Source organism: Butyricimonas muris, from assembly GCF_046365375.1.
Classification (GTDB): Bacteria; Bacteroidota; Bacteroidia; order Bacteroidales; family Marinifilaceae; genus Butyricimonas; species Butyricimonas muris.
On the sequence record NZ_JBKEIT010000014.1, the window covers coordinates 24,447 to 47,516 of the forward strand.

At 45.6% G+C, this 23,070-nt stretch carries 15 protein-coding genes; 9 read left to right on the plus strand and 6 right to left on the minus strand.

Going from position 1 to position 23,070, the window contains the following annotated elements; translation table 11 throughout:
* Positions 1-68 precede the first annotated feature (68 nt).
* Together ACK8P8_RS19735 and ACK8P8_RS19740 are read right to left on the minus strand one after the other, a co-directional pair.
* Positions 69-395, minus strand: coding sequence for an ArsR/SmtB family transcription factor (locus tag ACK8P8_RS19735; RefSeq protein ID WP_005800946.1), 327 nt, complete (start codon positions 393-395; stop codon positions 69-71).
* A gap of 420 nt (positions 396-815) precedes the next feature.
* Positions 816-1,397, minus strand: a complete 582-nt coding sequence (locus ACK8P8_RS19740) for a DNA-3-methyladenine glycosylase I (protein ID WP_186978569.1) — start codon at positions 1,395-1,397, stop codon at positions 816-818.
* Between the two features lie 138 nt (positions 1,398-1,535).
* Here ACK8P8_RS19740 and ACK8P8_RS19745 point away from each other — a divergent pair, with 138 nt between their 5' ends.
* Positions 1,536-2,063, plus strand: coding sequence for a GNAT family N-acetyltransferase (locus tag ACK8P8_RS19745; protein ID WP_227215084.1), 528 nt, complete (start codon positions 1,536-1,538; stop codon positions 2,061-2,063).
* 508 nt (positions 2,064-2,571) lie between these two features.
* On the opposite strand, the gene ACK8P8_RS19750 is transcribed toward ACK8P8_RS19745, so the two are convergent.
* On the minus strand, positions 2,572-3,654 hold the full coding sequence (locus tag ACK8P8_RS19750; protein ID WP_227215082.1) for a trypsin-like peptidase domain-containing protein: 1,083 nt from the start codon (positions 3,652-3,654) through the stop codon (positions 2,572-2,574).
* Between the two features lie 21 nt (positions 3,655-3,675).
* Positions 3,676-5,034: a type III secretion system chaperone family protein gene (locus tag ACK8P8_RS19755; protein ID WP_227215081.1), complete on the minus strand. Its 1,359-nt coding sequence runs from the start codon at positions 5,032-5,034 to the stop codon at positions 3,676-3,678.
* Positions 5,035-5,222: 188 nt separating this feature from the next.
* Here ACK8P8_RS19755 and ACK8P8_RS19760 point away from each other — a divergent pair, with 188 nt between their 5' ends.
* The 8 genes from ACK8P8_RS19760 to ACK8P8_RS19795 all read left to right on the plus strand — a co-directional run bounded on the left by ACK8P8_RS19760 (position 5,223) and on the right by ACK8P8_RS19795 (position 19,943).
* Positions 5,223-8,549 carry a TonB-dependent receptor gene (locus ACK8P8_RS19760; RefSeq protein ID WP_369860910.1) on the plus strand — a complete coding sequence of 1,109 codons (3,327 nt, stop codon included), beginning with the start codon at positions 5,223-5,225 and terminating at the stop codon, positions 8,547-8,549.
* Positions 8,550-8,554: 5 nt separating this feature from the next.
* Entirely contained in the window at positions 8,555-10,798 is a 2,244-nt protein-coding gene (locus ACK8P8_RS19765; RefSeq protein WP_303178441.1) for a sensor histidine kinase, read from the plus strand.
* 164 nt (positions 10,799-10,962) lie between these two features.
* Positions 10,963-13,827: an ATP-binding protein gene (locus ACK8P8_RS19770; protein ID WP_369860909.1), complete on the plus strand. Its 2,865-nt coding sequence runs from the start codon at positions 10,963-10,965 to the stop codon at positions 13,825-13,827.
* A gap of 29 nt (positions 13,828-13,856) precedes the next feature.
* Positions 13,857-15,056 (plus strand): class I SAM-dependent methyltransferase, encoded by a 1,200-nt coding sequence (locus ACK8P8_RS19775; RefSeq protein WP_369860908.1) that lies wholly within the window; start codon positions 13,857-13,859, stop codon positions 15,054-15,056.
* Between the two features lie 128 nt (positions 15,057-15,184).
* On the plus strand, positions 15,185-16,393 hold the full coding sequence (locus ACK8P8_RS19780; RefSeq protein ID WP_099291974.1) for an MFS transporter: 1,209 nt from the start codon (positions 15,185-15,187) through the stop codon (positions 16,391-16,393).
* Positions 16,394-16,507: 114 nt separating this feature from the next.
* Positions 16,508-18,046, plus strand: a complete 1,539-nt coding sequence (gadC, locus tag ACK8P8_RS19785) for a glutamine/gamma-aminobutyrate antiporter GadC (protein WP_099291973.1) — start codon at positions 16,508-16,510, stop codon at positions 18,044-18,046.
* Positions 18,047-18,160: 114 nt separating this feature from the next.
* Positions 18,161-19,123 carry a glutaminase A gene (gene glsA, locus ACK8P8_RS19790; RefSeq protein WP_186978564.1) on the plus strand — a complete coding sequence of 321 codons (963 nt, stop codon included), beginning with the start codon at positions 18,161-18,163 and terminating at the stop codon, positions 19,121-19,123.
* A 142-nt stretch (positions 19,124-19,265) separates the two neighbouring features.
* Positions 19,266-19,943, plus strand: a complete 678-nt coding sequence (locus ACK8P8_RS19795; RefSeq protein WP_369860907.1) for an ion transporter — start codon at positions 19,266-19,268, stop codon at positions 19,941-19,943.
* 15 nt (positions 19,944-19,958) lie between these two features.
* On the opposite strand, the gene ACK8P8_RS19800 is transcribed toward ACK8P8_RS19795, so the two are convergent.
* Entirely contained in the window at positions 19,959-21,476 is a 1,518-nt protein-coding gene (locus ACK8P8_RS19800) for a PAS domain-containing sensor histidine kinase (RefSeq protein WP_369860906.1), read from the minus strand.
* Positions 21,477-21,650: 174 nt separating this feature from the next.
* Positions 21,651-23,048 carry a glutamate decarboxylase gene (gene gad, locus ACK8P8_RS19805; RefSeq protein ID WP_369860905.1) on the minus strand — a complete coding sequence of 466 codons (1,398 nt, stop codon included), beginning with the start codon at positions 23,046-23,048 and terminating at the stop codon, positions 21,651-21,653.
* Between the last annotated feature and the right edge of the window lie 22 nt (positions 23,049-23,070).

The window sequence follows — 23,070 nt, forward strand, 5'->3', positions numbered from 1 at the left end:
ACTTTAAAGTTAATATAATAATCGTAGTTCGTAGAACTACGAACAATTATTCCAAAAAAAAGGTACTGCTATTCACAGCACGATGTACCTTTACATTTACAGTCCCCTAAAAAAGCTGCAAACAATTTTCGGGCAAGTTCCCAGTTCTCCCGGTTTATACAATACCGGACTTTGGGCGTTTCTATTTCCCCCTGAATTAAGCCAGCTTCTTTCAATTCTTTCAAATGCTGCGAAACGGTTGCTTTAGCAATAGGTAGTTCTTCGTGAATATCACCGAAGAAGCAACTATCTTGTTTTGCCAAGAAAGCAAGAATAGCCATCCGTGCCGGATGTCCCATTGCTTTGGCAAACCGAGCAATCTGTTCCTGCTCTGTTGTGTACTGTTTCTCTTTCACTCCAATTCTCCTTTCTTCTTTGTTGTTCGCAAAACTACGAACAATATTTTGAATAGCCAAATAATACGGCATATTTTTTCGGATAGGTGCAAGGTGCAAGTATATATCTATATATATAGCTTGCACCTTGCACCTAAGCTGAAACATTTATATACAGAGATTTGCGTAATTAAAAAATGTGTTGTATCTTTGAACCCGTGAGATAGGCAGACAAACAGCGGACAAAGCCGGACAAATAACCCTGCAAAAATCGTTACTGTTTCGTTACCTATTTGAAATTTTGGAAAATAAAAAGCTGATTTATAGGCGGTTAGATGTTTGGGTTCAATACCCAGTCTCTCCGCGAAAGCAAGTCACTGAAAGAGAGTTAGTACACGAAAACTGACTCTCTTTTTGTATCTAAAGGGATTCGAACCCTTTCTAATTCATACATCTTTTCCGGCAAATGCAATCCGTCAGGTGGTCGTTGATAAACCCCGAAGCCTGCAAGTGGGCGTAACAAATCGTCGTTCCGAAGAATTTGAAGCCGCGCTTTTTCATATCCTTGCTCATCGCGTCGGACACGGGAGAGGACGCCGGGATATCACTCAATGACCGCACGGTATTGATAATCGGTTTTCTGTCGGGAAAGAAAGAGAGCGTATAGTCGTAGAAACTCCCGAACTCCTTTTGCAACGCGAGGAACAATCTCGCGTTGGTAATTGTCGATTTGATTTTCAGGCGGTTTTTCACGATGCCGTCAAACTGCATCAATCGCTCGACATCTTCATCAGTCATTCGTGCCACCCGCCCGGCATCGAAATCACAAAAAGCCTCACGGTATCCTTCCCGCTTCCGAAGAATGGTTATCCAACTCAACCCGGCTTGGGCACTCTCCAGTACAAGAAACTCGAATAGCTTCTTGTCATCGGTTACTAACCTTCCCCATTCCTCGTCATGGTATTTCACGTACAACTCATCGGTTCCGCACCAACCACAGCGTTCGTTTACTATATCTTGCATAATCATATTACATGTTTTCGAGTTTAATTATCCGGTAAATATAGCGTATATTTACCGGATAGTAAAAACAATTACCGAATAGCGAGTAATTTCCCTACCTTTGTCCTCAAACTTGTAAATAATCAACGTCAGGCAAACATGGAAAATATAAGTATTCAAAGAGTGACTTCCGGTGATATCCGTCGGTTACAGGAAATCGGCAGGCAGACTTTCTCCGAAACATTTGCCGAGGTAAATACTGCCGAAGACATGGAGAAATACCTGCAAGAGAGCTTCTCTTCAGAAAAATTGTCGGAAGAACTTCATGACCGGAACTCGGAGTTCTACTTCGCGGCTGTTGACGACCATATTATCGGTTATTTGAAACTGAACTTCGGGGCGTCCCAAACGGAACTGAAAGACTGCAAGGCGCTGGAGATAGAACGGATTTACGTGCTACGAGAATTTCACGGGAAAAAAGTCGGGCAACTACTTTACGAAAAAGCCATACAAGTGGCAAAGCAGATGAACGTCGATTATATCTGGCTGGGAGTCTGGGAAGAGAACCCGAGAGCCATAAAATTTTACAAGAAAAACGGCTTTGTCGCGTTCGACAAACATATTTTCAAGTTGGGTAACGACGAACAAACCGATATTATGATGAAACTGCAATTGGAAAAACACTGAACGCGAAAAACTGTCGGACTACAGCCTCGCTAAAAAACGATAACTTGCCGAAGACAAAATTCGTCCATTCGTCGATAAAATCAGCCTATTCGTTGATTATATTTTGAAGATCGGGTATTCGGTTATACTTTTACTACACAACTAAAAATAGAAACAAGAGAATAGTGTTTATCATTAAACTTAGACGGCAATAAAGTTTGCAACCACCAGAGGCGGGCGGCACACACAACCCCTCCAATTGATATTCATCCCAACACAAAATTGGTACCTGTGCCACCGCCTCATTTCTTTTCAAAATAACACGGCGAGCCGGGAGGAAGTTCTTTGATTAGGTGATTTAATAAAGCGTTGCTCGTGCGGCAGGAATCATTCAATCTAAAATCTCTAAATCTAAAATTAATAAACTCCTCCGTCTGCTTCGCAGCCACCTCCTCTATAAACAGAGGAGGAGCTGGAATACAGTCTTAAACGCCAGAGAAGCAACTTGTAACTTGCCGAAGGCGCCCCCCTAAATGGCGTCCTTCTTCGCGTATTCGGAGAATTCACAACCGAAGGTGTCGGCGAGGTAATTATCCAATTCGTCGGCTTTGAAAGCCATATTTGTCAAGTTTTTCTGAACTTCCTCGCCGTATTCGGAGAAAACATCCGAGATATGTACCCGATAGGAAATGTAAATCTGATTACCGTCCAAACCGAATTGATAGGGACGTACGTCCGCGTTGAGCAAGTACGAAAGCACAGGTTCGAGATTCTTTTTCGGCAACACGTTGAGCGGTGAAGTACAGAACAGGTATTGGCGATTGTAAACAAACATACGGATCTCGGAACTTCCTTTATGGAATACCCAACTCTCGTATCCCACGCGGGCAAGCACGGGATTAATGCCCATCGCCCCGATGGCTTCCTCGCAGAACACGGCAAGGTCGGTCAACGTTCTTTCCTTGAACACGTTTTCCGGCAATTTGTCACCGCAAGAGGGGCAATATTCTTCCTCCTCGGATATGAACTCGTCGCAACTGTTACACTGCACGTTAAATATCGAGGTATCGAGGTCGGCAATCTGCTCGAGCAACTCGCGCAAAGAGGCAACCGGAATACCGAATCCCATGTTATCGGCATTATTGAGTTTACTTACCGTGATAGCCACCAGCTCGTTGCTGTCGTTGAACATCGGTCCCCCGCTGTTACCGGGATTCACTGCCGCGTCGGTCTGGATATAGTAACTGTCGTTCATCAACTGACGGGGCGAAGATACAGTACCCTCGGTAACCGTGAAAGGCATACCGAAAGGATATCCAGCCACGTTGATTCTCTGCCCGATAGAAACTTCGTCGAGGGCGGATAACGCAATCTCGGGAAGCGCGGAGAAATCACCGTCCGCTTTCAGCAAAGCGATATCGCGCGCGGGATTGACCAATACCACACGGGCGTAAAATCTGTTTTTGTCGTTATCTTGCAGAGCCACTTCACGGAACCCTTCCACGACATGATAATTTGTTACAAATAAATCATAGTTTTTCAGGTAGAAACAACTGCCTGATCCGCCGGCATGGTTTACTTTATAGACGGCTTTAAATATATTCTGTTCCATAATGTCAAAATTTCATCCTTGTTATTGATTGTTTCCCAACCCGGCAGCCAGTTCCTGTACTCTACGCGTGTATTCCTCCACGCTGATCTGCCCTTGCATCATCTGCATCTGCAAAGTCTGCACGTTGGCCAGATATTCCTGCATACCACCCTGCATGGCTTGTTGCATTGCCTGTTGCATATTCTGGGCTACCTGATTCATATCCACGTTAGCGAAAGCGTTGTTCACCATCGTTCCGAAATCCACGTCCTCGTCATCATCATCCGCATCGAGTTCTCCTTCCATGATGTTATCCATTGCCTCGTGAAGAATTCGCGCCGCCTCATCCCACGGCATGGCCGAAGTCTTCGTCAACGCTCTCGTTACAACAGTATTCACGTCGTCCTGCACGTCATTGTAGAAATACATCTCGTAGAACTTGTACACGATCATCAAGCAACACGTCTGGTAATCCCTCGCCTCGAACGCTTGGGTGGCGCGGTCGTATGTTCCCTCGAAATTCTCCTGTATATTCTTTAGATTGGAACGACGTTTCGGAGAGATAAAAGTTTCCACGAAATACAAGTCTTCCGCCAATTCTTCTTTCGTCATTGCTTGGACACGGGCAACCACGGACTTACCGTAATTCACCACTTCCGGCAGCGGGATGTCCTCCCGGTCCATTTCCCTAACCGCTTTATTCAAGTCATTGAGTAACTGTCCTTGCGGGTGAGCGTAGTAAAGGATTTTCAACAGGGTAGTGTCGAGCACGTTCCACGCGAAACCGTATTTACGGTCAGCCTCGAAGCCTTTCACCGCGTCCATACATTCCCGACAACTCAACTGAATGACCTCGTACACGTTATCAAGCGTTTCCGCATCGAAAGGCGTTACCTTGGGTTCATAAATACGTACTGCCCCGAACTTCGTTTCGAACTCGTCGTCGTATTTATCTCCCGTGCGGCATATCTCTTCCAACACGTAATACATCTTGTAAGGCTGTGCTAACGCAAGCGGGCAGCTGTATTTGAAGAACAGTTTTTCATCCCGCAACTCGATCTGTGCCAGATCCATGTCATTAAAATTCAAGCCTGCTACCTGACGCAACAAAGGTACTCTGCCTTTGTCCGGCAATGCAAGGAACGGCGCCATAACGTTTACTTGTCCGTCCTCGATCTTTATCGATACCACGATCGAACCGTGCGGAACGTTAAACTCTGTTCCTGCCGAATTACCGTATTTCTCCCGCAAGTCCGGGTTCACGTAATCGAGCAAGGTATGGAAAGCTTTCAGGTAATCTCCGTTCTCGAAGGCTTCCAAGCTTTCGTCGAAGGCATCGACGTTGATTTTACTTTCCGTTGATGTTATCGTGGAAAGATTAAATGTCAAGGTTTGTTTCATGACTTATAAGGTATTAAATAATTAATAACAACTTCACGCACTCATCCACGCCATACACGCAGAAAGTGCGATAAAAGTAGGGAAAAATCTTTTCCCTTCACAGACTGGCGAAAGTTTTTTTGTTTTCTCTGTAAATATTCATCATATTTGCAGTGTGTAAAATGGTGTAATCAAGAGAATATAAATCAATGAAAATGCAAGAAGGGGAACATGGCAACAACAAGTCAGTATTTACGTACTTGATTGACAAGTTTCTCGTGTGTGTTTTGTTTTTATCATTTTACATAGGCAGTCAGGCACAAGTAACTACCTCGTCTTTGAACGGGTACATTTCGGATGGCAGAGATTCCCTCCCGGGAGCAACGGTAATCGCCACTCATACCCCGTCGGGAACCCGCTACGCCACTACCGCGAACATCCGGGGACGGTATCAACTGGACGGCATGAGGACGGGAGGCCCTTACACGATAGAAGTTTCCTTCGTGGGATTCCACCGGGCTGAAATCACGGGTATATATATACAGTTGGCAGGGAAACACACGTATAACGTCACGCTAACACCTTCCGCGAATCTGGATGAAGTAATTGTAAAAAGTTCCAAATCCAAACACTCGAACGGTAAAACAGGCGCAAGCGTTTACATCGACGCTTCCCGCGTGAATATGTTCCCGAATATTAGCCGCAAGTTGACCGATATCATCAAACTATCGCCTTACGCCAACGGAAACGGTATCGGCGGACGGGACCAACGCATGAATAATTATAGCGTGGACGGGGCGAATTTCAATTACAACATGGGATTGGACGGGAGCGTCCTGCCGGGAGGCGGAAACCCGATATCGCCGGATGCCATCGAGGAAGCCATGATAAACATCGCCACGTATGACGTCCGCCAGACGAACTTCATCGGGGGAGCTATCAATATCGTCACGAAAAGCGGGACGAATCAATTTCAAGGTTCGGCATACACCTATATTAAAAACGAGTACTTGCGGGGCAATAAGGTGGACGGTTACAATTTAGGCGAACGGGAGAAAGAAGCCCGGAATATATACGGTTTCACGTTCGGGGGACCTGTCCTCAGGAACAAACTCTTCTTCTTCGTCAGCGGGGAACGCGAGAACTCTCCCGCCCCGATACACAAGTGGAAACTCTCGACGGACGGAAAAGAAGACCCGCAAAACATGATTTCGCGGGTGACGGCGGAAGATATGAGCCTCTTCTCGAAAGACTTGAAAGAAATGTACGGGTATGACACCGGGTCGTGGACGAACTTCGACGGGAATACCACCGTGTACCGCCTGCTGACACGCGCGGATTGGAATATCAACGACCGGAATAAGATGATGCTCCGATTGAACTATACCGCGTATAAAGATGATAACAATCTGGTCGGGAATGCCCTTTCCATCAACGGAAATCCCGTGAGTCGATATTCCATGAGTTTCCGCAACTCCACTTATCAAGAAGAGAGTGACGTGTATTCGCTCACGGGGGAATGGCATAGTTATTTACGCGAGAATATCACCAATCAGTTGCTGGTGAGTTTCACTTTTAACGACTGTAACAACCGGAAATGTAAGGGGGATTTCCCCACCGTGGATATCATTAAACCGGACGAGGGAGGGGCGGAATGGGCTTTCATGAACGCGGGATACGAGCAACACGCGTGGAATAACGGTATCAAGGAAAGAGTATGGGCAGTCACGGACAACCTTTCCATCCAGACGGGAAAACATTATATCACGACCGGATTCAGTTTTGAATTACAGGATTTATCCAATAATTACATGCGATACGGTGCCGGGTATTACCGGTATGCCAGTTACGAGGATTTCGCGAACAAGGCAGCCCCGGTAGCCTTTGCCCTCTGCTACTCCCTCACGGGCGGTAAACTCGCCCCGGCAAAGGTTAATTACCGCCAGTTCTCTATTTACGCGCAGGACGATTATCACGTCACAAGCAGATTGCTGCTCACGTACGGCATACGTATGGGCATACCGATATACGCGGGTAAGCGCCTCGAAAACCCGTCCATCGCCGACTACACGTTCAACGGGGTGAAATTAAGTACCGCTTATTGGCCTGAATCCACTCCTTTATTCTCTCCCCGTATCGGTTTCAACTACGACATATCGGGCACCAACACGCTAAGCCTTCGCGGGGGTACCGGAATCTTCACGGGACGTTTCCCGATGATATTCCTCTCGAAGATGCAGGAAGGCAGCGGGATGTTGAAGAATACCGTATCGACCGCGAAAGCAGGGGATGAATTACTTGCCGCGTTAGCCGGGGGAATACGCACGCGGGAAGAGATATTGCGGGATATTGCCCCGCTGTTTCCCGACCGTTTCCGGCTGGAACCGGGAAGCGTGAATAATATCGCCACGATAGACCGTCATTTCAAGATACCGCAAGTATGGAAGAGTTCGTTGGCCGTTGACTACCGGCTGCCTCTCCCCTTCAACTCGCTGCTCACGCTGGAAGGTATGTTTATCAAAGACCTGAACGCCATCGTGCAACGGGATATGAACGTGATCAGCAATGACGACGGGAAGATGTCCCGCTTTACCGGAGCGGACAACCGATACCGCTACCCCGGCAACACGGAAAAACGGATACACGAGGAAATCACGAACGCCATCTTAATGGACAACAGCGGAAAGGGATACAGTGCCAATTTCAACGTGACGTTGAACATGGAACCAATCGCGGGACTCGGCTTCATGGCCGCCTACACGTACACGACCTCGAGAACCATGACCGACAACAGAAGTAATCAGGTAGACAACGCGTGGATGCAGGAACCTTCCGTGATGGGACCTAATAATCAAGAATTACATCGCCCGCAATACATGCAAACACCCCACCGGGTAATCTCACAAATCAATTACACGAGAACGTACGCGCGTCACTTCACGACCTCGGTAGCCATTTTCTACGAGGGACAATATGCCGGAAACTATTCCTACCTGTACAACACGGACATGAATAACGACGGGATAAATTACGACCTGATTTATATTCCCCGCAACCGGAACGAACTTCATTTCGCGGATAACAAGGTGGGCAACGCAACCTTCACGGCGGAAGAACAACGGGATGCTTTCTGGACATTCGTCAATCAAGACCCGTACTTGAAAAAACACAAAGGAGAATACGCGGAGGCTTATGCAGCTTACCTACCGTGGTTCAACCGCTTTAACCTGCGGGTTGTACAGGATTTCAAGATACGAACCGGAAAGGTGAACAACACGTTGCAGGTGTCGGTAGATATCATGAACGCGGGCAATTTAATCGACAACTCGTGGGGAGTTTCCAAGGTGGCTACCGCGGGTAATAACGGTAAATTACTCCAACTGAAAGAAGTAAACGAGGCGGGAGAACCCGTTTACACGATGTGCACGATAAAAAAAGACGGACAAGATATATTGCCTTACAAAACCTTTGAAACCAAGCGGTCGTCAGACAATTGCTGGCAATTACAGATCGGTATCCGTTACATTTTTAATTAAGAACTATGAAATTCAGAGTCTATATTATTCTATTTCTGTTATCGCTCGCGACAGGTTGCTCCACCCCCGCGAAACACGTTCTTGTTATCCATTCATACGAGGAAAGTTTTCCTTTATACCCGGAGTACGACGAGATGATAGCCGATAATTTCAGTAATAAAGGGATAAAAGCGAATATTCGTACTTTCTACCTCGATTGCGAAAGTCACCGGGAACAGGAAGAAATCGACAGGATATCGCACCTGCTTGATTCCCTGTACGATTGGCGACCGGATATTATCCTCGTGAATGACGATCAAGCGACCTATTCCCTGCTTATGACCGGACATGAATTGCTAAAGATGACCCCTGTTGTTTTCGCCGGAGTCAATTATCCCAACTGGTCGCTCATAAAGAAATTCCCGAATGTCACCGGATTCCATGACAAGATAGATATCTTGAAAAACATGGAAGTCATAAAAGAATTCAGTCATCGGTCCACGTGTTTCACGTTACTCGACTCCACGTTTCTGGACCGGAAGATTCGCGCCGATATCGACCAACACTTGAACAATTACACGACACTCAAGCACGTGGAGGATTTCGTGGACTCTTTGAATCAGGATGCAGAGAATAATTACAAGATAAACATCTATCTGGCAAGAAGAAAAACCAAGGGCGAAACCCCACCCGCGGAGAAATACATCAGCATGGATTATCTTTGGGAAATGAGTAAGTTCAACACGGGAAATCCTTATTTACAATTGAAATACGATTTCTCGACCGTGACCATCGCTAATTTCTACATGAACAACCGTTATTCGGCGATATACGAGATGTTCGGGTGCGGATTCAGTTTCCGCGGCGGATACATGACACCCCTGTCGACACAGGTTAAGGAAGAAGTTGACCTTGCCGTCCAAATCCTGAACGGGACAAGACCGCAGGATATCCCCGTCCGTGAAAGTGCCAAGGCCTACGTCGTGGATTGGCAAACCATGAAGAAAGCGGGTTTCAAGCAAAAGGATATCCCAGCGAAGTACATGATTATCAATTTGCCCTTCAAGGAACACTATCCCAAGACATGGTTTTTTATCATTTTCAGTTCTCTTGCTATTTTACTCACCTTGTTCACTTGGTTGACCTTTTTATACATGCGCGAAATAAAAATGCGCCGTCAAGTATTGTATGATCTGGAAGAAGAAAGAGAGTCGTTGGCATTGGCAATTGAAGGCGGAAATACTTTCGCATGGAGAATCAAACGTGATATGTTGCAATTCAAAAATGCTTTCTGGAAATCTTCCCATATAGGAAACGCTTCCCTATCCGTGGACGAGTTTACCGCCTTTATCCACCCGGACTACCGGACACTGTTCAGGCAGTATTGGCAAAAAGTTCTGACACAAGGAACTCACACGATAGAGCTTTTGTGTGATTTCACGAAGGAAGGTTACCAATGGTGGGAATTTCGCAGCAGTACCATGGATAGTATGTCCGGTCAACAGAAGACAACCGGATTGATCGTGAATATCGACGAGTATAAAAAACGGGAACAAGAATTGATTGAAGCCAGAGAACTGGCAGAAAAAGCCGAACTGAAACAATCTTTTCTGGCAAACATGAGCCATGAAATACGTACACCGCTAAACGCCATTGTCGGTTTCTCCAACATCCTCGTGTCCGGGGTGGAACTCGACGAAGATGAAAAGCAACTCTACATCAACACGATCAACACGAATAGCGAATTACTGCTTAAACTTATCAATGATATTCTGGAAATCTCCCGTATCGAATCGGGATACATGTCTTTTGATTTTCAAAAATACCCGGTTGCCACATTGATAGACGAAGTATATAACACGCATCAGGTCATCGTACCGTCTCACTTGCAATTTCTGAAAGAATGTGATAAGGCACAACCGGAAATTTACGTCGACAAGAGCCGACTCACGCAAGTGCTGACGAATTTCCTCAATAACGCGGGCAAATTCACCCCAAGCGGATACGTCAAATTGGGCTATCAATATTTCCCGAAAGAAAAACAAGTACATATATTCGTGGAAGACAGCGGAAAAGGCATCCCGAAAGCGGAACAAAAGATGATATTCAGCCGTTTCTACAAACAAGATGAATTCGCACAGGGTACCGGATTGGGACTATCTATCTGCCAAGTTATTATCGAAAAACTGGGCGGACGTATTGTCTTATGGTCCGAACCCGGTAAGGGCAGCCGTTTCACGGTAATATTGAGTTGTGACGTGATAGGTTAGAGCGCTTTCAGCGCAATATATACGTCCGCAGGACAGGGCAAAACACGGAAGATTAATAAAAGCCTTTTCACAACTAAATAGTGGTATTTTGAGATTAATTATTTACTTTTGTCGGGAAATAGATTGGCAAAATAGAATAGATCCCATTTCCAAAAGACGTGATTATGTCAAAAACAGGTAATACCACTATCTCGAATAGCGAATTAGAGAGTTTGCGAGAAAAAGAACTTATACTCCAAGAACTGCAAAAAACAGCCAAGATCGGGTGGTGGAAAGTGAATTTCGAAACACATGAAATCCAATGCTCGGATTACGTGGTGGATATACTGGGACTTAAAGGGAACACGCTAACAACAAATCAAGTTCTGAACTTGATTAACGAGAAATACCGTCAACGGGTGAGCGCAAACCTCCCGCACTTGAGAAACCAGAACTTCTACGATGAAATATTCCCTATTATGACAAGATTCGGGGAAATGTGGATACATTCCAAAATCGGGAATAGAGTCATTGAAGAGGACGGGACGGTCACGGCTACCGGTTATTCCAAGATTCTGGAAGAAGAAGAGAATATTCTCATATCAAAAGCAAGAGAAGAGAACCAGTTGAAAGAACTGATGTTACGCCAGTATTCCCTGTCACAATCCTTATCCAAATTTCTTAAAAACCCGGATTCAGACCAAGTGATTACCGATACGTTGAAAGAGGTTCTTAAACAATTTGACGGGGATAGAACCTATATTTTCAAGTACGATAAAAAAAAGGACACGCAAAGTTGTATATACGAGGCGACAAAACCCGGCGTGCAACCGGAAATAGATACATTACAAGACATGGATTCCAATCATATCGGGTGGTGGAGCAAACAGATACTCAATAATATCCCGATTATTATCAATCATCTCGACGAGTTGCCCCCCGAGGCAGAAACGGACAGACAAGTACTGGCACGTCAGAATATTGCCTCCCTGTTGGTCATTCCCCTCGCCTCCAGCGACGGGATATGGGGATACATGGGCATCGACATCGTCAATCGTCCCCGCTTGTGGACTCACATCGATAAAGAATGGTTTTTCGCCATATCGAATATCATCAATATTTGTATAGAATTACGCACCTCGGAGAGAGAAGCACGGGAACAACAACAATATTTACAAAAACTATACGATCACATACCTATCGGCTATCTCCGTTTGCAACTGATTTATGACGAGAACGGACAACCGTGCGATTTTAAATACCTTGACTCCAATCCCGCTTTCAACAGAATATCAGGAACACCCCCGAATTATTTCGACGGTAAAAATGCCAAAGATTTCGGAATAGAAGATCCAGAGAGTTTGCTCCGCCTGCATAATATCGTTTTGCAAAAGCAAGCAACGGAAAGCACCCGATTCATGGAAAAAACAGGTTTACAATACCGCCTGACTCTTTATTCGCCGGGAGAAAACGAGGTTGTGGCCTTATTCACGGATATCACGGAGCAACAAAAAGCGATCAAAGCACTCCGGCATAGCGAGGAAGCCCTGCGCAATATATATAAAAACATCCCCGTGGGTATCGAAATATATGACAAGAACGGTGATCTGCTCGACTTGAACGACATAGAGGCCGAGATGTTCGGTTTCAACCGGAAAGAAGACGTGCTCGGGGTGAACTTGTTCGAAAACCCCAATCTTCCGGCAGATAAACTGGAAGAACTACGGCAGGGTAAAGAGATCATGTTTCCGCTTATATACAAATTCTCGAAGATCGACAAGGTATATTACAGCACAAAATACACGGGAAGCAAGAACTTGACCGTGAAAGGTACCTGCCTTTATGACACAAACCACAACGTTGAGAATTACTTGCTTATCGTGATAGACAACACGGAAGCGTTCGAGAACTACCGGAAGATCGAAGAATTTGAAACCTTATTCAACAATATCGCTGAATTTTCCAAAGTGGGTATATGCAGGTGGAACCCGTTACAAAAGACATTCTTCGGCTCGGATGTCTGGTTTTACAACCTCAACCAACAACCCCGTCATGTTCAGGATATCGAGGATGTCCACGAGTTCGTATGCCCCGAGGACACCGTAAAATTGCAAGGGTTTCACCAGCAAGTACTGGAAGGGAAAAGCCGGGAATTCGCAGACGAGGTGAGAGTGCGGGTCGGGCAAGAATGGCGCTGGTTACGTGTCCGCTTTAAAGTCAAAGAATACAACCCGCAAAACGAGATAATCGAAGTGATCGGGTTGAATATAGATATTACCGAATCGAAAGAAACGGAACAGCACCTTCTGAAAGCCAAGTTACGGGCGGAAGAATCCGACCGGTTGAAGTCCGCGTTTCTCGCTAACATGAGTCATGAAATACGTACCCCGTTGAATGCCATCGTGGGGTTCTCGGCTCTCGTCGCGGAAACGGAAAGTATAGAAGAACGGGAACAATATCTTTCCGTTATCCAGAAAAACAATGAACTGCTCCTGCAATTGATTTCCGATATATTGGATCTCTCGAAGATCGAAGCCGGGACATTTGATATTTCTCTCGCTGTTTTTGATGTCAATAACCTGTGCAAGGAAGTCGTTTGCCTGCACACGATGAAATTAACGACAGAGGACGTGACACTCTCGTTTGAGGAGCATATTCCCCGATGTTTTATTTATAGTGACAGAAACCGGATCGCTCAAATCTTATCCAACTTTATCAATAACGCGATCAAATTCACGGAAAAGGGAAGCATCCGCCTCGGGTACCATGTCACGGGCGAACGCATCGAATTTCACGTGCAGGACACGGGAATCGGCATCCCGGAAGAAAATATCGGGCACGTGTTCGAACGTTTCGTGAAACTCAACTCGTTTATACGAGGCACGGGGTTGGGGCTGCCTATCTGCAAAAGCATTATCGAGAAGTTGGGCGGAGAAATCGGGGTGGAATCAACCGTGGGCAAAGGATCACGTTTCTGGTTCAGCTTACCCTATAATCCGACAATGGAACCCAAAGAAATTGATGAGCAAGCGTTGTTTTTACCGGATTAATTTCCCTATTTTTGCACGAGTAAAAAACAATGTCCGACACGATGCTATTGTCTTCCGAAATACTTGACTTCGTCAGGGAACATCTCGATGATGAGCCCGCTCGATTGCAATTTCAAAGAAAGAACTACCCGGATAACCGGGTGGATATAGCTGTCGAACAAATCCATGCCCGTGCGAGAATCAAAGACAAGCTTCCCTCGTGGTTCGCTCATCCCGGTATATTTTACCCCTCGGCATTAGCAACGGAACAATGTTCGTCGGAACTTACTGCCGGCTACAAGGCATGCTTGATATCGGGCAACACGCTCTGTGACCTCACGGGGGGAATGGGTGTCGATTCTTATTTCTTTTCCCGTTCGACGGGTAAAGTAACCTACGTGGAACAGAATCCCTCGTATTGTGAAGCTGCACGTTATAATTTCAGCATACTGGGAGCGAATAACATAGAAGTAATACACGGGAATGGCACACAAGTAGCGGGGACTCTCGCGGCGGACACGTATTATATAGACCCCTCCCGCCGGACTCATGATAACAAGCGTATCTTCGCTCTTGCCGATTACGAACCTAACGTACTGGAAATAAAAGAGAACATACTCTCCCGCGGCAGCCGATTGATCGTGAAAATATCTCCCATGGCCGATATCACGGCAGTCCTGCGCCTCCTGCCGGAGACGACCGAGGTACATGTGTTGTCGGTGAAAAACGAGTGCAAGGAGCTTTTGTTTGTACTGAACACGACGCCGGAGCAACACGCGTTAACGATACACGCCGTCAACTTTCCCGCTTCACGAATCGTGCAGAGATTCACTTTCACGCCGGAAGACGAGAGAGAAGCGCAACCCGACATGACGGATACGGTCGGTCAATACCTTTATGAACCCAATAGTTCCATATTAAAAAGCGGTGCGTTCAAGATTCCGGCAAATCGTTATGGGCTAAAGAAATTACATCGGCACAGCCATTTATATACCGGAGATACGTTAATCCATGATTTCCCCGGTAGAATATTTCAAGTGGAAGAAGTCTTCGACTTCTCCAGCAAATGGCTGAAACAGATAGCCAGAACAATCCCGAAAGCAAACATCACTACCCGAAATTTCAAAATATCGGCAAACGAAATCCGTTCCCGAAGCAAGATGAAAGAAGGTGGAGATATATTCCTACTAGCCACGACATTGAATAATGAAAAGGCGGTCGTCATTCGATGCCGCAAACCCGAGAATTGACGATTTCTCGATTTATGATTAGCCCAAATAAACGGAGCAAGCGGGGAGAAATCTAATATTTAAAATCTAAAATTAATAATCTTTTCCTTCTCTCTCCCGTATAGGGACTAGAACTAAACGATACCAAAATGAAGATACAAACAGGTCATGGTACGATCACGCTGACTGCGCTTCTTGCCATTTATTCTATTTCTATGGTTACTTCCCTGCCGGGATTAGCCATATCCCCTATCTTGGGCGATCTCGAACATATTTTCAAAGGAGCAAGCGATTTGGAATTACAAATGCTGGAATCCCTTCCCTCGTTTATTATTGTACCCTTTATCCTGCTGGCGGGACGACTTTCCCTGCACGTGAACAAGAAACGGATTCTCATTATCGGATTAGCTATCTTCTTCGGGTGTAGTGTCGTGTACCCTTTCAGCAATTCTCTCGCGCTATTACTTGTTATCAGCGCATTGTTGGGAATTGGTGCCGGAATGATCATTCCTTTTTCCACGGGACTTATCGCGGATAACTTTTCCAAACGCTATCGTACCCGGCAATTGGGTATTGCCTCATCAATCACGAACTTAACGCTCGTGTTGGCGACATTCCTCGCCGGAGTCCTTGCCGATATCAACTGGCATTACGCCTTTCTGGTATATTGCCTGTCGGGGATTTCTCTGTTATTCGCCTTTAAACTGGACTCCACACCACATACTGTTGCACCCAAAACGACGACCGCCTCCACTACCCCATCCGCATCAAGCACGAAACACAATTGGCCTGTTTCTTTGATGCTTCTTTATTATTTCATCACCTTTTTGGTTTTAACCGTACCGTTCAATCTCTCCATTTACATGGAAACAATGAAACACTACAAGGATCCGGACATTGCCGGTACGCTTATTTCCGTGTTCTTCCTCGCCATGACAATACCGGGATTTTTTATCAACAACATTATTTCAGTTTTGAAAACATACACGAACTTCATTGCCCTTTGCGCTATTGCCGTCGGTTTTATTTTATTCATACTGAAAGCAGGTCCCGTTATACTGACGATAGGCATTATACTCATCGGGTTAGGTTACGGAGCCATGCAACCGATCATATACGACAAAACTTCCTCAAGCACGGTGGAATCACACGCGACATTTGCCCTTGCACTCGTTATGTCAATGAATTACGTCGCGATTATCACCTATCCGTTCATCACCCAATGGCTGCAAGACCTCTTCTCCACGGACGCCTCCTACTTCCCGTTCCTGCTAAGCATGATACTGGGTGGAGCCTTTACCGTGTACGCTTATTTCAGAAGAAACAGTGCCGCCCTCGGTATGCAAACTCAAAGTTAAATATTGTGAGTAGAACAACCTTCATTTCCCTACTCCCGTATTTATCCCATGCAAGAGAGCAAAATGAACTAACCATCATATTAAATATAACATTCTAAACTAAATTAATTTAAGATGACAACAAATTCAAACACGAAAAGTACCGCGATGAAACTCGGCGTAATGACCTTGGCGATCATGAACGTCGCGGCGGTAGTGAGTCTCCGTGGACTTCCGGCAGAAGCCGTCTACGGATTGAGTTCCGCGTTCTACTACTTGTTCGCGGCCATCGTATTCTTAGTTCCAACAGCACTGGTAGCGGCAGAACTTGCCGCCATGTTCTCCCAAAAAGAGGGTGGAGTTTTCCGTTGGGTCGGAGAAGCTTACGGGAAAAGAGTAGGATTCCTCGCCATATTCCTACAATGGATCGAGAGTACGATATGGTATCCTACCGTGCTGACTTTCGGTGCCGTGTCTATCGCTTACATCGGTCTGGACACGTCAGAGGATGCTCTGCTTGCTTCAAACAAGCTCTTCACGTTGATAACCGTGTTGGCTATCTACTGGATTGCCACGTTTATCTCCCTGAAAGGTTTGGGCTGGGTTGGTAAAGTTTCCAAAATCGGTGCCATGGTCGGAACCATTATCCCGGCAGGGTTACTGATTATCTTCGGAATCATCTACATCTCCACGGGCGGACACAACAACATGGACATGAGCCAAGGTTTCTTCCCTGACCTGACCAATTTCGACAACCTCGTACTGGCATCGGGAATCTTCCTGTTCTACGCGGGTATGGAGATGATGGGTATCCACGTCATGGACGTGAAAGCACCCGCCTCCAAGAATTACCCGAAAGCCATCTTCATCGGCGCGGGTATCACCGTTATTATCTTCGTGCTCGGTACTTTCGCCTTGGGTTTGATCATTCCGGCAAAAGACATCAATTTGACGCAGAGTTTGCTTGTCGGGTTTGACGGTTATCTGAAATACCTGCACATCAGTTGGGCTTCTCCCGTTATCGCCATCGCTTTGATGTTCGGTGTGCTGGCAGGAGTATTGACATGGGTTGCCGGTCCGTCCAAAGGTATCTTCACCGTGGGTAAAGCCGGGTATCTGCCACCGTTCTTCCAAAGAACCAATAAAATTGGCGTACAAAAGAACATTCTTTTCATACAGGGGGCTGTCGTTACTATTCTGGCTCTCTTGTTCGTGGTTATGCCTTCCGTGCAATCATTCTACCAAATTCTGTCACAGTTGACCGTACTATTGTACCTCATCATGTACCTGTTGATGTTCTCCGGGGCTATCGTACTTCGCTACAAGATGAAAAAAGCCGAGCGTCCCTTCGCTATCGGTAGAAAGAGCAACGTAGGCATTTGGATCATCGGCGGACTCGGTTTCTGCGGTGCTTTGCTGGCATTCGTGTTGAGCTTTATCCCGCCTTCCCAGATCAACGTGGGTAGTAACACGGTTTGGTTCTCCGTATTGATCATCGGTTGTATCGTGGTAGTAGCCACCCCGTTTATCATCTACAGTCTACGTAAACCGTCATGGAAAGACCCGAACGCCCAGATCGCTCCTTTCCACTGGGAAGAACAACCGGTACAAGCCGCAACCACGGCTCAAACCACGACCGGAACCACAACTCAAACAACAAACACAACAAAATAGTCTATAAGGTCCATAAAGTAGTATTCCAGCTCCTCCTCTGTTTATAGAGGAAGAGATAGAATACTATCTTACCAACCACTTTACAAACCTTATAAACTATAATAAATTACAGGTATGAAAAAGACAATTACAATGAATGACCTCAAGAACTTAGTTCAAGAGGCACACGCGCAAGTGAAAGATTTGAAGGGAGGAAAAAACGCGAATTACATACCCTTCCTAGACAAGATTGATTCCAACCTATTCGGTATTTCCGTCTGTCTTCCCTCGGGAGAAGTAATCACGGTTGGCGACACGGACTACGTTTTCGGTATAGAATCCGTGTCCAAGGTCTACACGGCAATACTCGTGCTACGTCAATACGGGGCTCAAGCCGTTCTCGACCAGATCGGGGCTGACGCCACGGGATTACCTTTCAATTCCATCATGGCCATATTACTCGAAAACGATCACCCGAGTACCCCGTTGGTAAATGCCGGGGCTATCTCCGCCGACAGTATGGTGAAACCTATCGGTAATAGCGACGCCAAATGGAAAGCCATCACGGATAACATGAAAGAATTGAGCGGTAGTGACTTGCAACTACTGGACGAACTATACAAGTCCGAATCGGAAACCAATTTCAATAACCGTTCTATCGCGTGGTTGCTGAAGAATTTCAACCGGATATATGATGAGCCGAATATGGCTCTCGACTTGTACACCCGTCAATGTTCCATGGGAGTAACGGCAAAACAATTGTCTATCGCAGCTTGTACCATCGCTAACGGGGGACTGAACCCGGTAACAAAACAACAGGTATTCGATGCCTCTTTAGCCCCGAAAATCACCTCTCTAATCGCCACCGTCGGATTCTACGAGCACACGGGCGATTGGCTGTACACGAGTGGTGTCCCCGCTAAATCGGGTGTCGGCGGTGGAGTCCTTGGAGTCGTTCCGGGCATCTTCGGCATCGCCGCTTTCGCTCCTCCATTGGATGAAGCCGGTAACTCCGTGAAAGCACAAGCCGCTATCAAATATATCGCACAAAAGTTGAATATCAACGTATTCGGCGGTGACTATTTGGAAATAAAATAGAAATTGCCCGCGACAATTTCTAAGTTTCAAGTTGAATTTGCCTACGGCAAGTTACAAGTTGCATTTGCTTTCAGCAAGTTTAAATGTTCAAGTGAAAAACAACTTATAATTTGCCGCGGGCAAACTTATAAATTCATTTATCATGGAAAGAAGTAAAGTTCTGGAAAAAATCCTCAATGCTCTTGTTTTAATAGGTAGTATGGCTATCATCGTGGTGGCATCTATTGAATTATTAAAAGGCAATAACGCGCTAAGTGAAACATTCATACTAAAATTCCACCTGTGGGTATGTTCCCTGTTCCTCGCCGATTTCTTCGTGAGGTGGCACACGAACGGTTGGACGTCTCGTTTCTTCCGGGATAATTTCCTTTTCTTGCTCGTGTCCATTCCTTATTTGAATATCGTGTACGGTTTATCGACGCATATATCCCACTCGGCATGGATCGCCTTGAGGCTTATCCCGCTTGCCCGGGGCATATACGGTGTATCCCTTATCGTCAGTTGGATGACCCGCAGCAAAATCACGAATTTGCTTATCACTTATCTGACCATTTTATTCACGACAATATACTTTTGCAGTATCATCTTCTACTACATGGAACATGACGTCAATCCACCCGTGAAGACCTACTGGGACGCGTTCGATTGGGCTCTCATGAACGTAACGACCGTGGGTTCCAATATTTTTGGCGTCACGAAACTAGGGCAAGTCCTCGCCGTCGTCCTCGCCGCCGCCGGAATGATCTTTTTCCCCATATTCACTGCCTACGTGACAACCAAGTTCCAGAACAAAAGACAAGGAAAAAACGAGAATCAATAAACCGGACAAAACACATCATGCACAACATGACAACGGATGCCGTGCCACGAAACAAGTTCCTTGTCCCAGATCGAAATTCAATTCGATATTGCCACCAAAGTACCTCATGATCGTCTGGCTGATAGATAACCCCAGTCCGACTCCACCTTTGAATGAATCCGCTTTATAGAAACGTTCAAATATTTTCTTCCGGGATTCTTCCGGGATTCCCGGTCCCGTGTCTTGAACGTACAAGCAAACCTCTTTCCCGTTTCTCGCCACGCGATAACCGAAACTGATATAACCTTCGGCGGTAAATTTGATCGCATTATTAATCAAATTGTTTATCACTTGTTTCAATCTCATCGGATCGGTTCTCAGATAGAAACTATTCTCCGGTATCTCCATCCTAAGCTCCACGTTCGGGGGCATATTCAACACTTGCGCGTGATAAATATCCGTGAACAAATCATTTAATGACTGTTCCGAGTAATGAAATTCCATCGTATTCGCCTCAATCTTCGACAAGTCGAGGATATCCGAAATCAGCAATAACAACTGCTCGCTATTGGTATTGATTAATTTGGCATACTCCTTCTTCTCCTCCGTATCAAGTCCCGCATCAGGATCGGTCAACAAATTGGAAAAACCAACGATAGCGTTCAACGGGGTACGTATCTCGTGACTCATGTTCGCGAGGAAAGCACTCTTCAACTTATCGCTCACCAATGCCTTATCCCGCGCATCCATCAGGTTATTCTCTATCATCTTGTGTTCGTGTATACTTTGGCACACACCCACGATACGGTAAGGCATCCCGTTCACTTCTCCCAAGTAAACCGACTGAGCCTCGAACCATTCCCATGTGCCATCCGCACGATGCAAACGGTAGGTATACGGCTTCTTGTTCAAGCTACCCGCAACTTGCCCCGCCAAGGCTCCAAGTAACGTTTCCCGGTCATCGGGATGCACCATATCCGAAAACTCCGCCGAGGATAGATAATCGCTCGCGGGATACCCCAAGTGTATAAACCAACGGGGATCTATAACCATTTTATTCCGTTCCAAATCAAAGAACCAAGGGAATATCTTCGTTTTCGCCAAAGCAAGGTTCAACAGGTATTCTTGCGTCAGTTCACGCTCGTAATTCCGGAAAAGAAAAATAATCTTTGACAAATATCCATTTTCCCTTAACCCGAGGAATTGCCCGTTTATATAGAACTTATCACACCCGTTTAAAACACGAATATAGGTATTAGGTACAAGTTCTATAAATTTCGTCCCTTGATTCAATCGATGAATAATCTCGGGCAAAACATTCCGCGTTTCCGAAAACACACCTAGTATTTCAAAAAGATTCTTACCGATAACCTCTTCCCTCTTCCAATTCAAATCCTCCAAAGCACGGGTATTCATTTGTCTGACAACACCGTCATAATTAAAAATAATACTGCCTACAGATAAGGCACTAAAAATAACATCATTAGCGATCATCTGATCACAAACTTGTGACAAAAACACATTTCCCTCTTTTTCGGAATAATGATCTTCCATTACAACAAACGCATTAAAAAAACTTCACATGAACTGTTTATCAAAAGTATATAAAAAAAAGCATCCAACTATTGATTTATTTAAATTAACAGTGTTATTTTATATTACACGCTACATACTAACAAAGGGGACTTGTAACAAGTCCCCTTTGTTAGTATCATCGAAATGTCCTGATTAACGAGAGTGGTTGAATACTCTTGGTTTCTGCGGTTCTTTCTTGCTCCACATAATAGCACTGTTGGTCGGTTCTTTCAACGTATCGAGTTGTTTCACGCAACGTTTGATGTCTTCCATCAACAAATCGGCAAGGTCAATACCTGTACCTTGACGAACAACGACACGCATGATAATCACGTCTTCCATCGCTTTCGGCATCGTGTAAGCAGGCACTTGCCATCCTTCCACATGCAGGGCGTCGGATAAATCGTAAAGCGTCCAGTTCCGTTTCTTGTCTTCTTTCAATTTCCAGATAAACAACGGGTTCGGCATATCGTCACTGAAGAACTCGAATATACCCATGTCTTGCAATTGTTTTTTCAAGTACAAGCACACGTTGATACAGTTCTGTTGAACTTTCTTGTATCCCTCCTTACCCAAACGCAGGAATTGATAGTATTGAGCCAATACTTGATTACCCGGACGAGAGAAGTTGATAGAAATACTCGGGATATTGGCACCAAGATAATTCACTGCAAAGTTCATCTCCTCGGGCAAATATTGCTTGTCTTTCCATACCACCCAGCCCACACCGGGATACACCATACCGAATTTGTGACCGGAAGTACTGATAGAAAGTACCCATTTCAGACGGAAATCCCACAATGTGTCGGGATCAATGAACGGGTGAATGAAACCTCCCGTGGCAGCATCCACGTGGATACAAATTTCCCACCCCTTCTCGACATTCAATTTATCCAACGCATCGTTGATCTCTTTCACGTTATCGTTCAAACCGGTAATCGTTACACCTTGAATAGGCACGACACAGATCGTGTTCTCGTCACACATCTTCACCACATCCTGCGGGTCAAGCGTGATCTTATCCATCGTCACGGGCACCATACGCATCTCCACGTCCCAATAAATAGCGAATTTCTCCCATACCACCTGCATACAAGTTGAAATAATGAAATTCGGTTTATCGGTGGGAAGCCCTTTTGCCCGACGTCTTTTTTGCCAACGTTTCAACGCGGAGATTCCACCCAACATACAAGCCTCGGAAGAACCGACGGTACTCGTACCCGTGCAATACGGTTTCTCCGGGGAGTTCCATAATTTAGCAAGGATATTCACGCAACGACGCTCGATTTCAGCGGTCTGCGGGTATTCCGTCTTATCGATCATGTTTTTATCCATGTTCTCGGTCATCACTCTACGGGCGTAATCATCCATCCAAGTGGTTACAAATGTCGCCAAATTCAAACGTGAATTCCCGTCAAGCATGGCCTCGTCATGAACCATTTGATAAGCCACTTCGCCCGGCATCATTCCCTCAGGCATCTCGTACTTAGGCGCTACTCGTGCCTCTTCATCCGTCCCAAAAACCGGTGTGATAGGATTTTCTGTCTTCATAATTTAATTAGTTTAGTTTATT

What these genes read in the sequence shown, in the direction of transcription:
- ACK8P8_RS19750 (WP_227215082.1), bottom strand. Translation starts at nt 3,654, where the DNA reads ATGGAACAGAATATATTTAAAGCCGTCTATAAAGTAAACCATGCCGGC.
- gad (WP_369860905.1), bottom strand. Translation starts at nt 23,048, where the DNA reads ATGAAGACAGAAAATCCTATCACACCGGTTTTTGGGACGGATGAAGAG.
- ACK8P8_RS19755 (WP_227215081.1), bottom strand. Translation starts at nt 5,034, where the DNA reads ATGAAACAAACCTTGACATTTAATCTTTCCACGATAACATCAACGGAA.
- ACK8P8_RS19745 (WP_227215084.1), top strand. Translation starts at nt 1,536, where the DNA reads ATGGAAAATATAAGTATTCAAAGAGTGACTTCCGGTGATATCCGTCGG.
- ACK8P8_RS19740 (WP_186978569.1), bottom strand. Translation starts at nt 1,397, where the DNA reads ATGCAAGATATAGTAAACGAACGCTGTGGTTGGTGCGGAACCGATGAG.
- ACK8P8_RS19795 (WP_369860907.1), top strand. Translation starts at nt 19,266, where the DNA reads ATGGAAAGAAGTAAAGTTCTGGAAAAAATCCTCAATGCTCTTGTTTTA.
- ACK8P8_RS19775 (WP_369860908.1), top strand. Translation starts at nt 13,857, where the DNA reads ATGTCCGACACGATGCTATTGTCTTCCGAAATACTTGACTTCGTCAGG.
- glsA (WP_186978564.1), top strand. Translation starts at nt 18,161, where the DNA reads ATGAAAAAGACAATTACAATGAATGACCTCAAGAACTTAGTTCAAGAG.
- ACK8P8_RS19770 (WP_369860909.1), top strand. Translation starts at nt 10,963, where the DNA reads ATGTCAAAAACAGGTAATACCACTATCTCGAATAGCGAATTAGAGAGT.
- ACK8P8_RS19765 (WP_303178441.1), top strand. Translation starts at nt 8,555, where the DNA reads ATGAAATTCAGAGTCTATATTATTCTATTTCTGTTATCGCTCGCGACA.
- ACK8P8_RS19780 (WP_099291974.1), top strand. Translation starts at nt 15,185, where the DNA reads ATGAAGATACAAACAGGTCATGGTACGATCACGCTGACTGCGCTTCTT.
- ACK8P8_RS19760 (WP_369860910.1), top strand. Translation starts at nt 5,223, where the DNA reads ATGAAAATGCAAGAAGGGGAACATGGCAACAACAAGTCAGTATTTACG.
- gadC (WP_099291973.1), top strand. Translation starts at nt 16,508, where the DNA reads ATGACAACAAATTCAAACACGAAAAGTACCGCGATGAAACTCGGCGTA.
- ACK8P8_RS19800 (WP_369860906.1), bottom strand. Translation starts at nt 21,476, where the DNA reads ATGGAAGATCATTATTCCGAAAAAGAGGGAAATGTGTTTTTGTCACAA.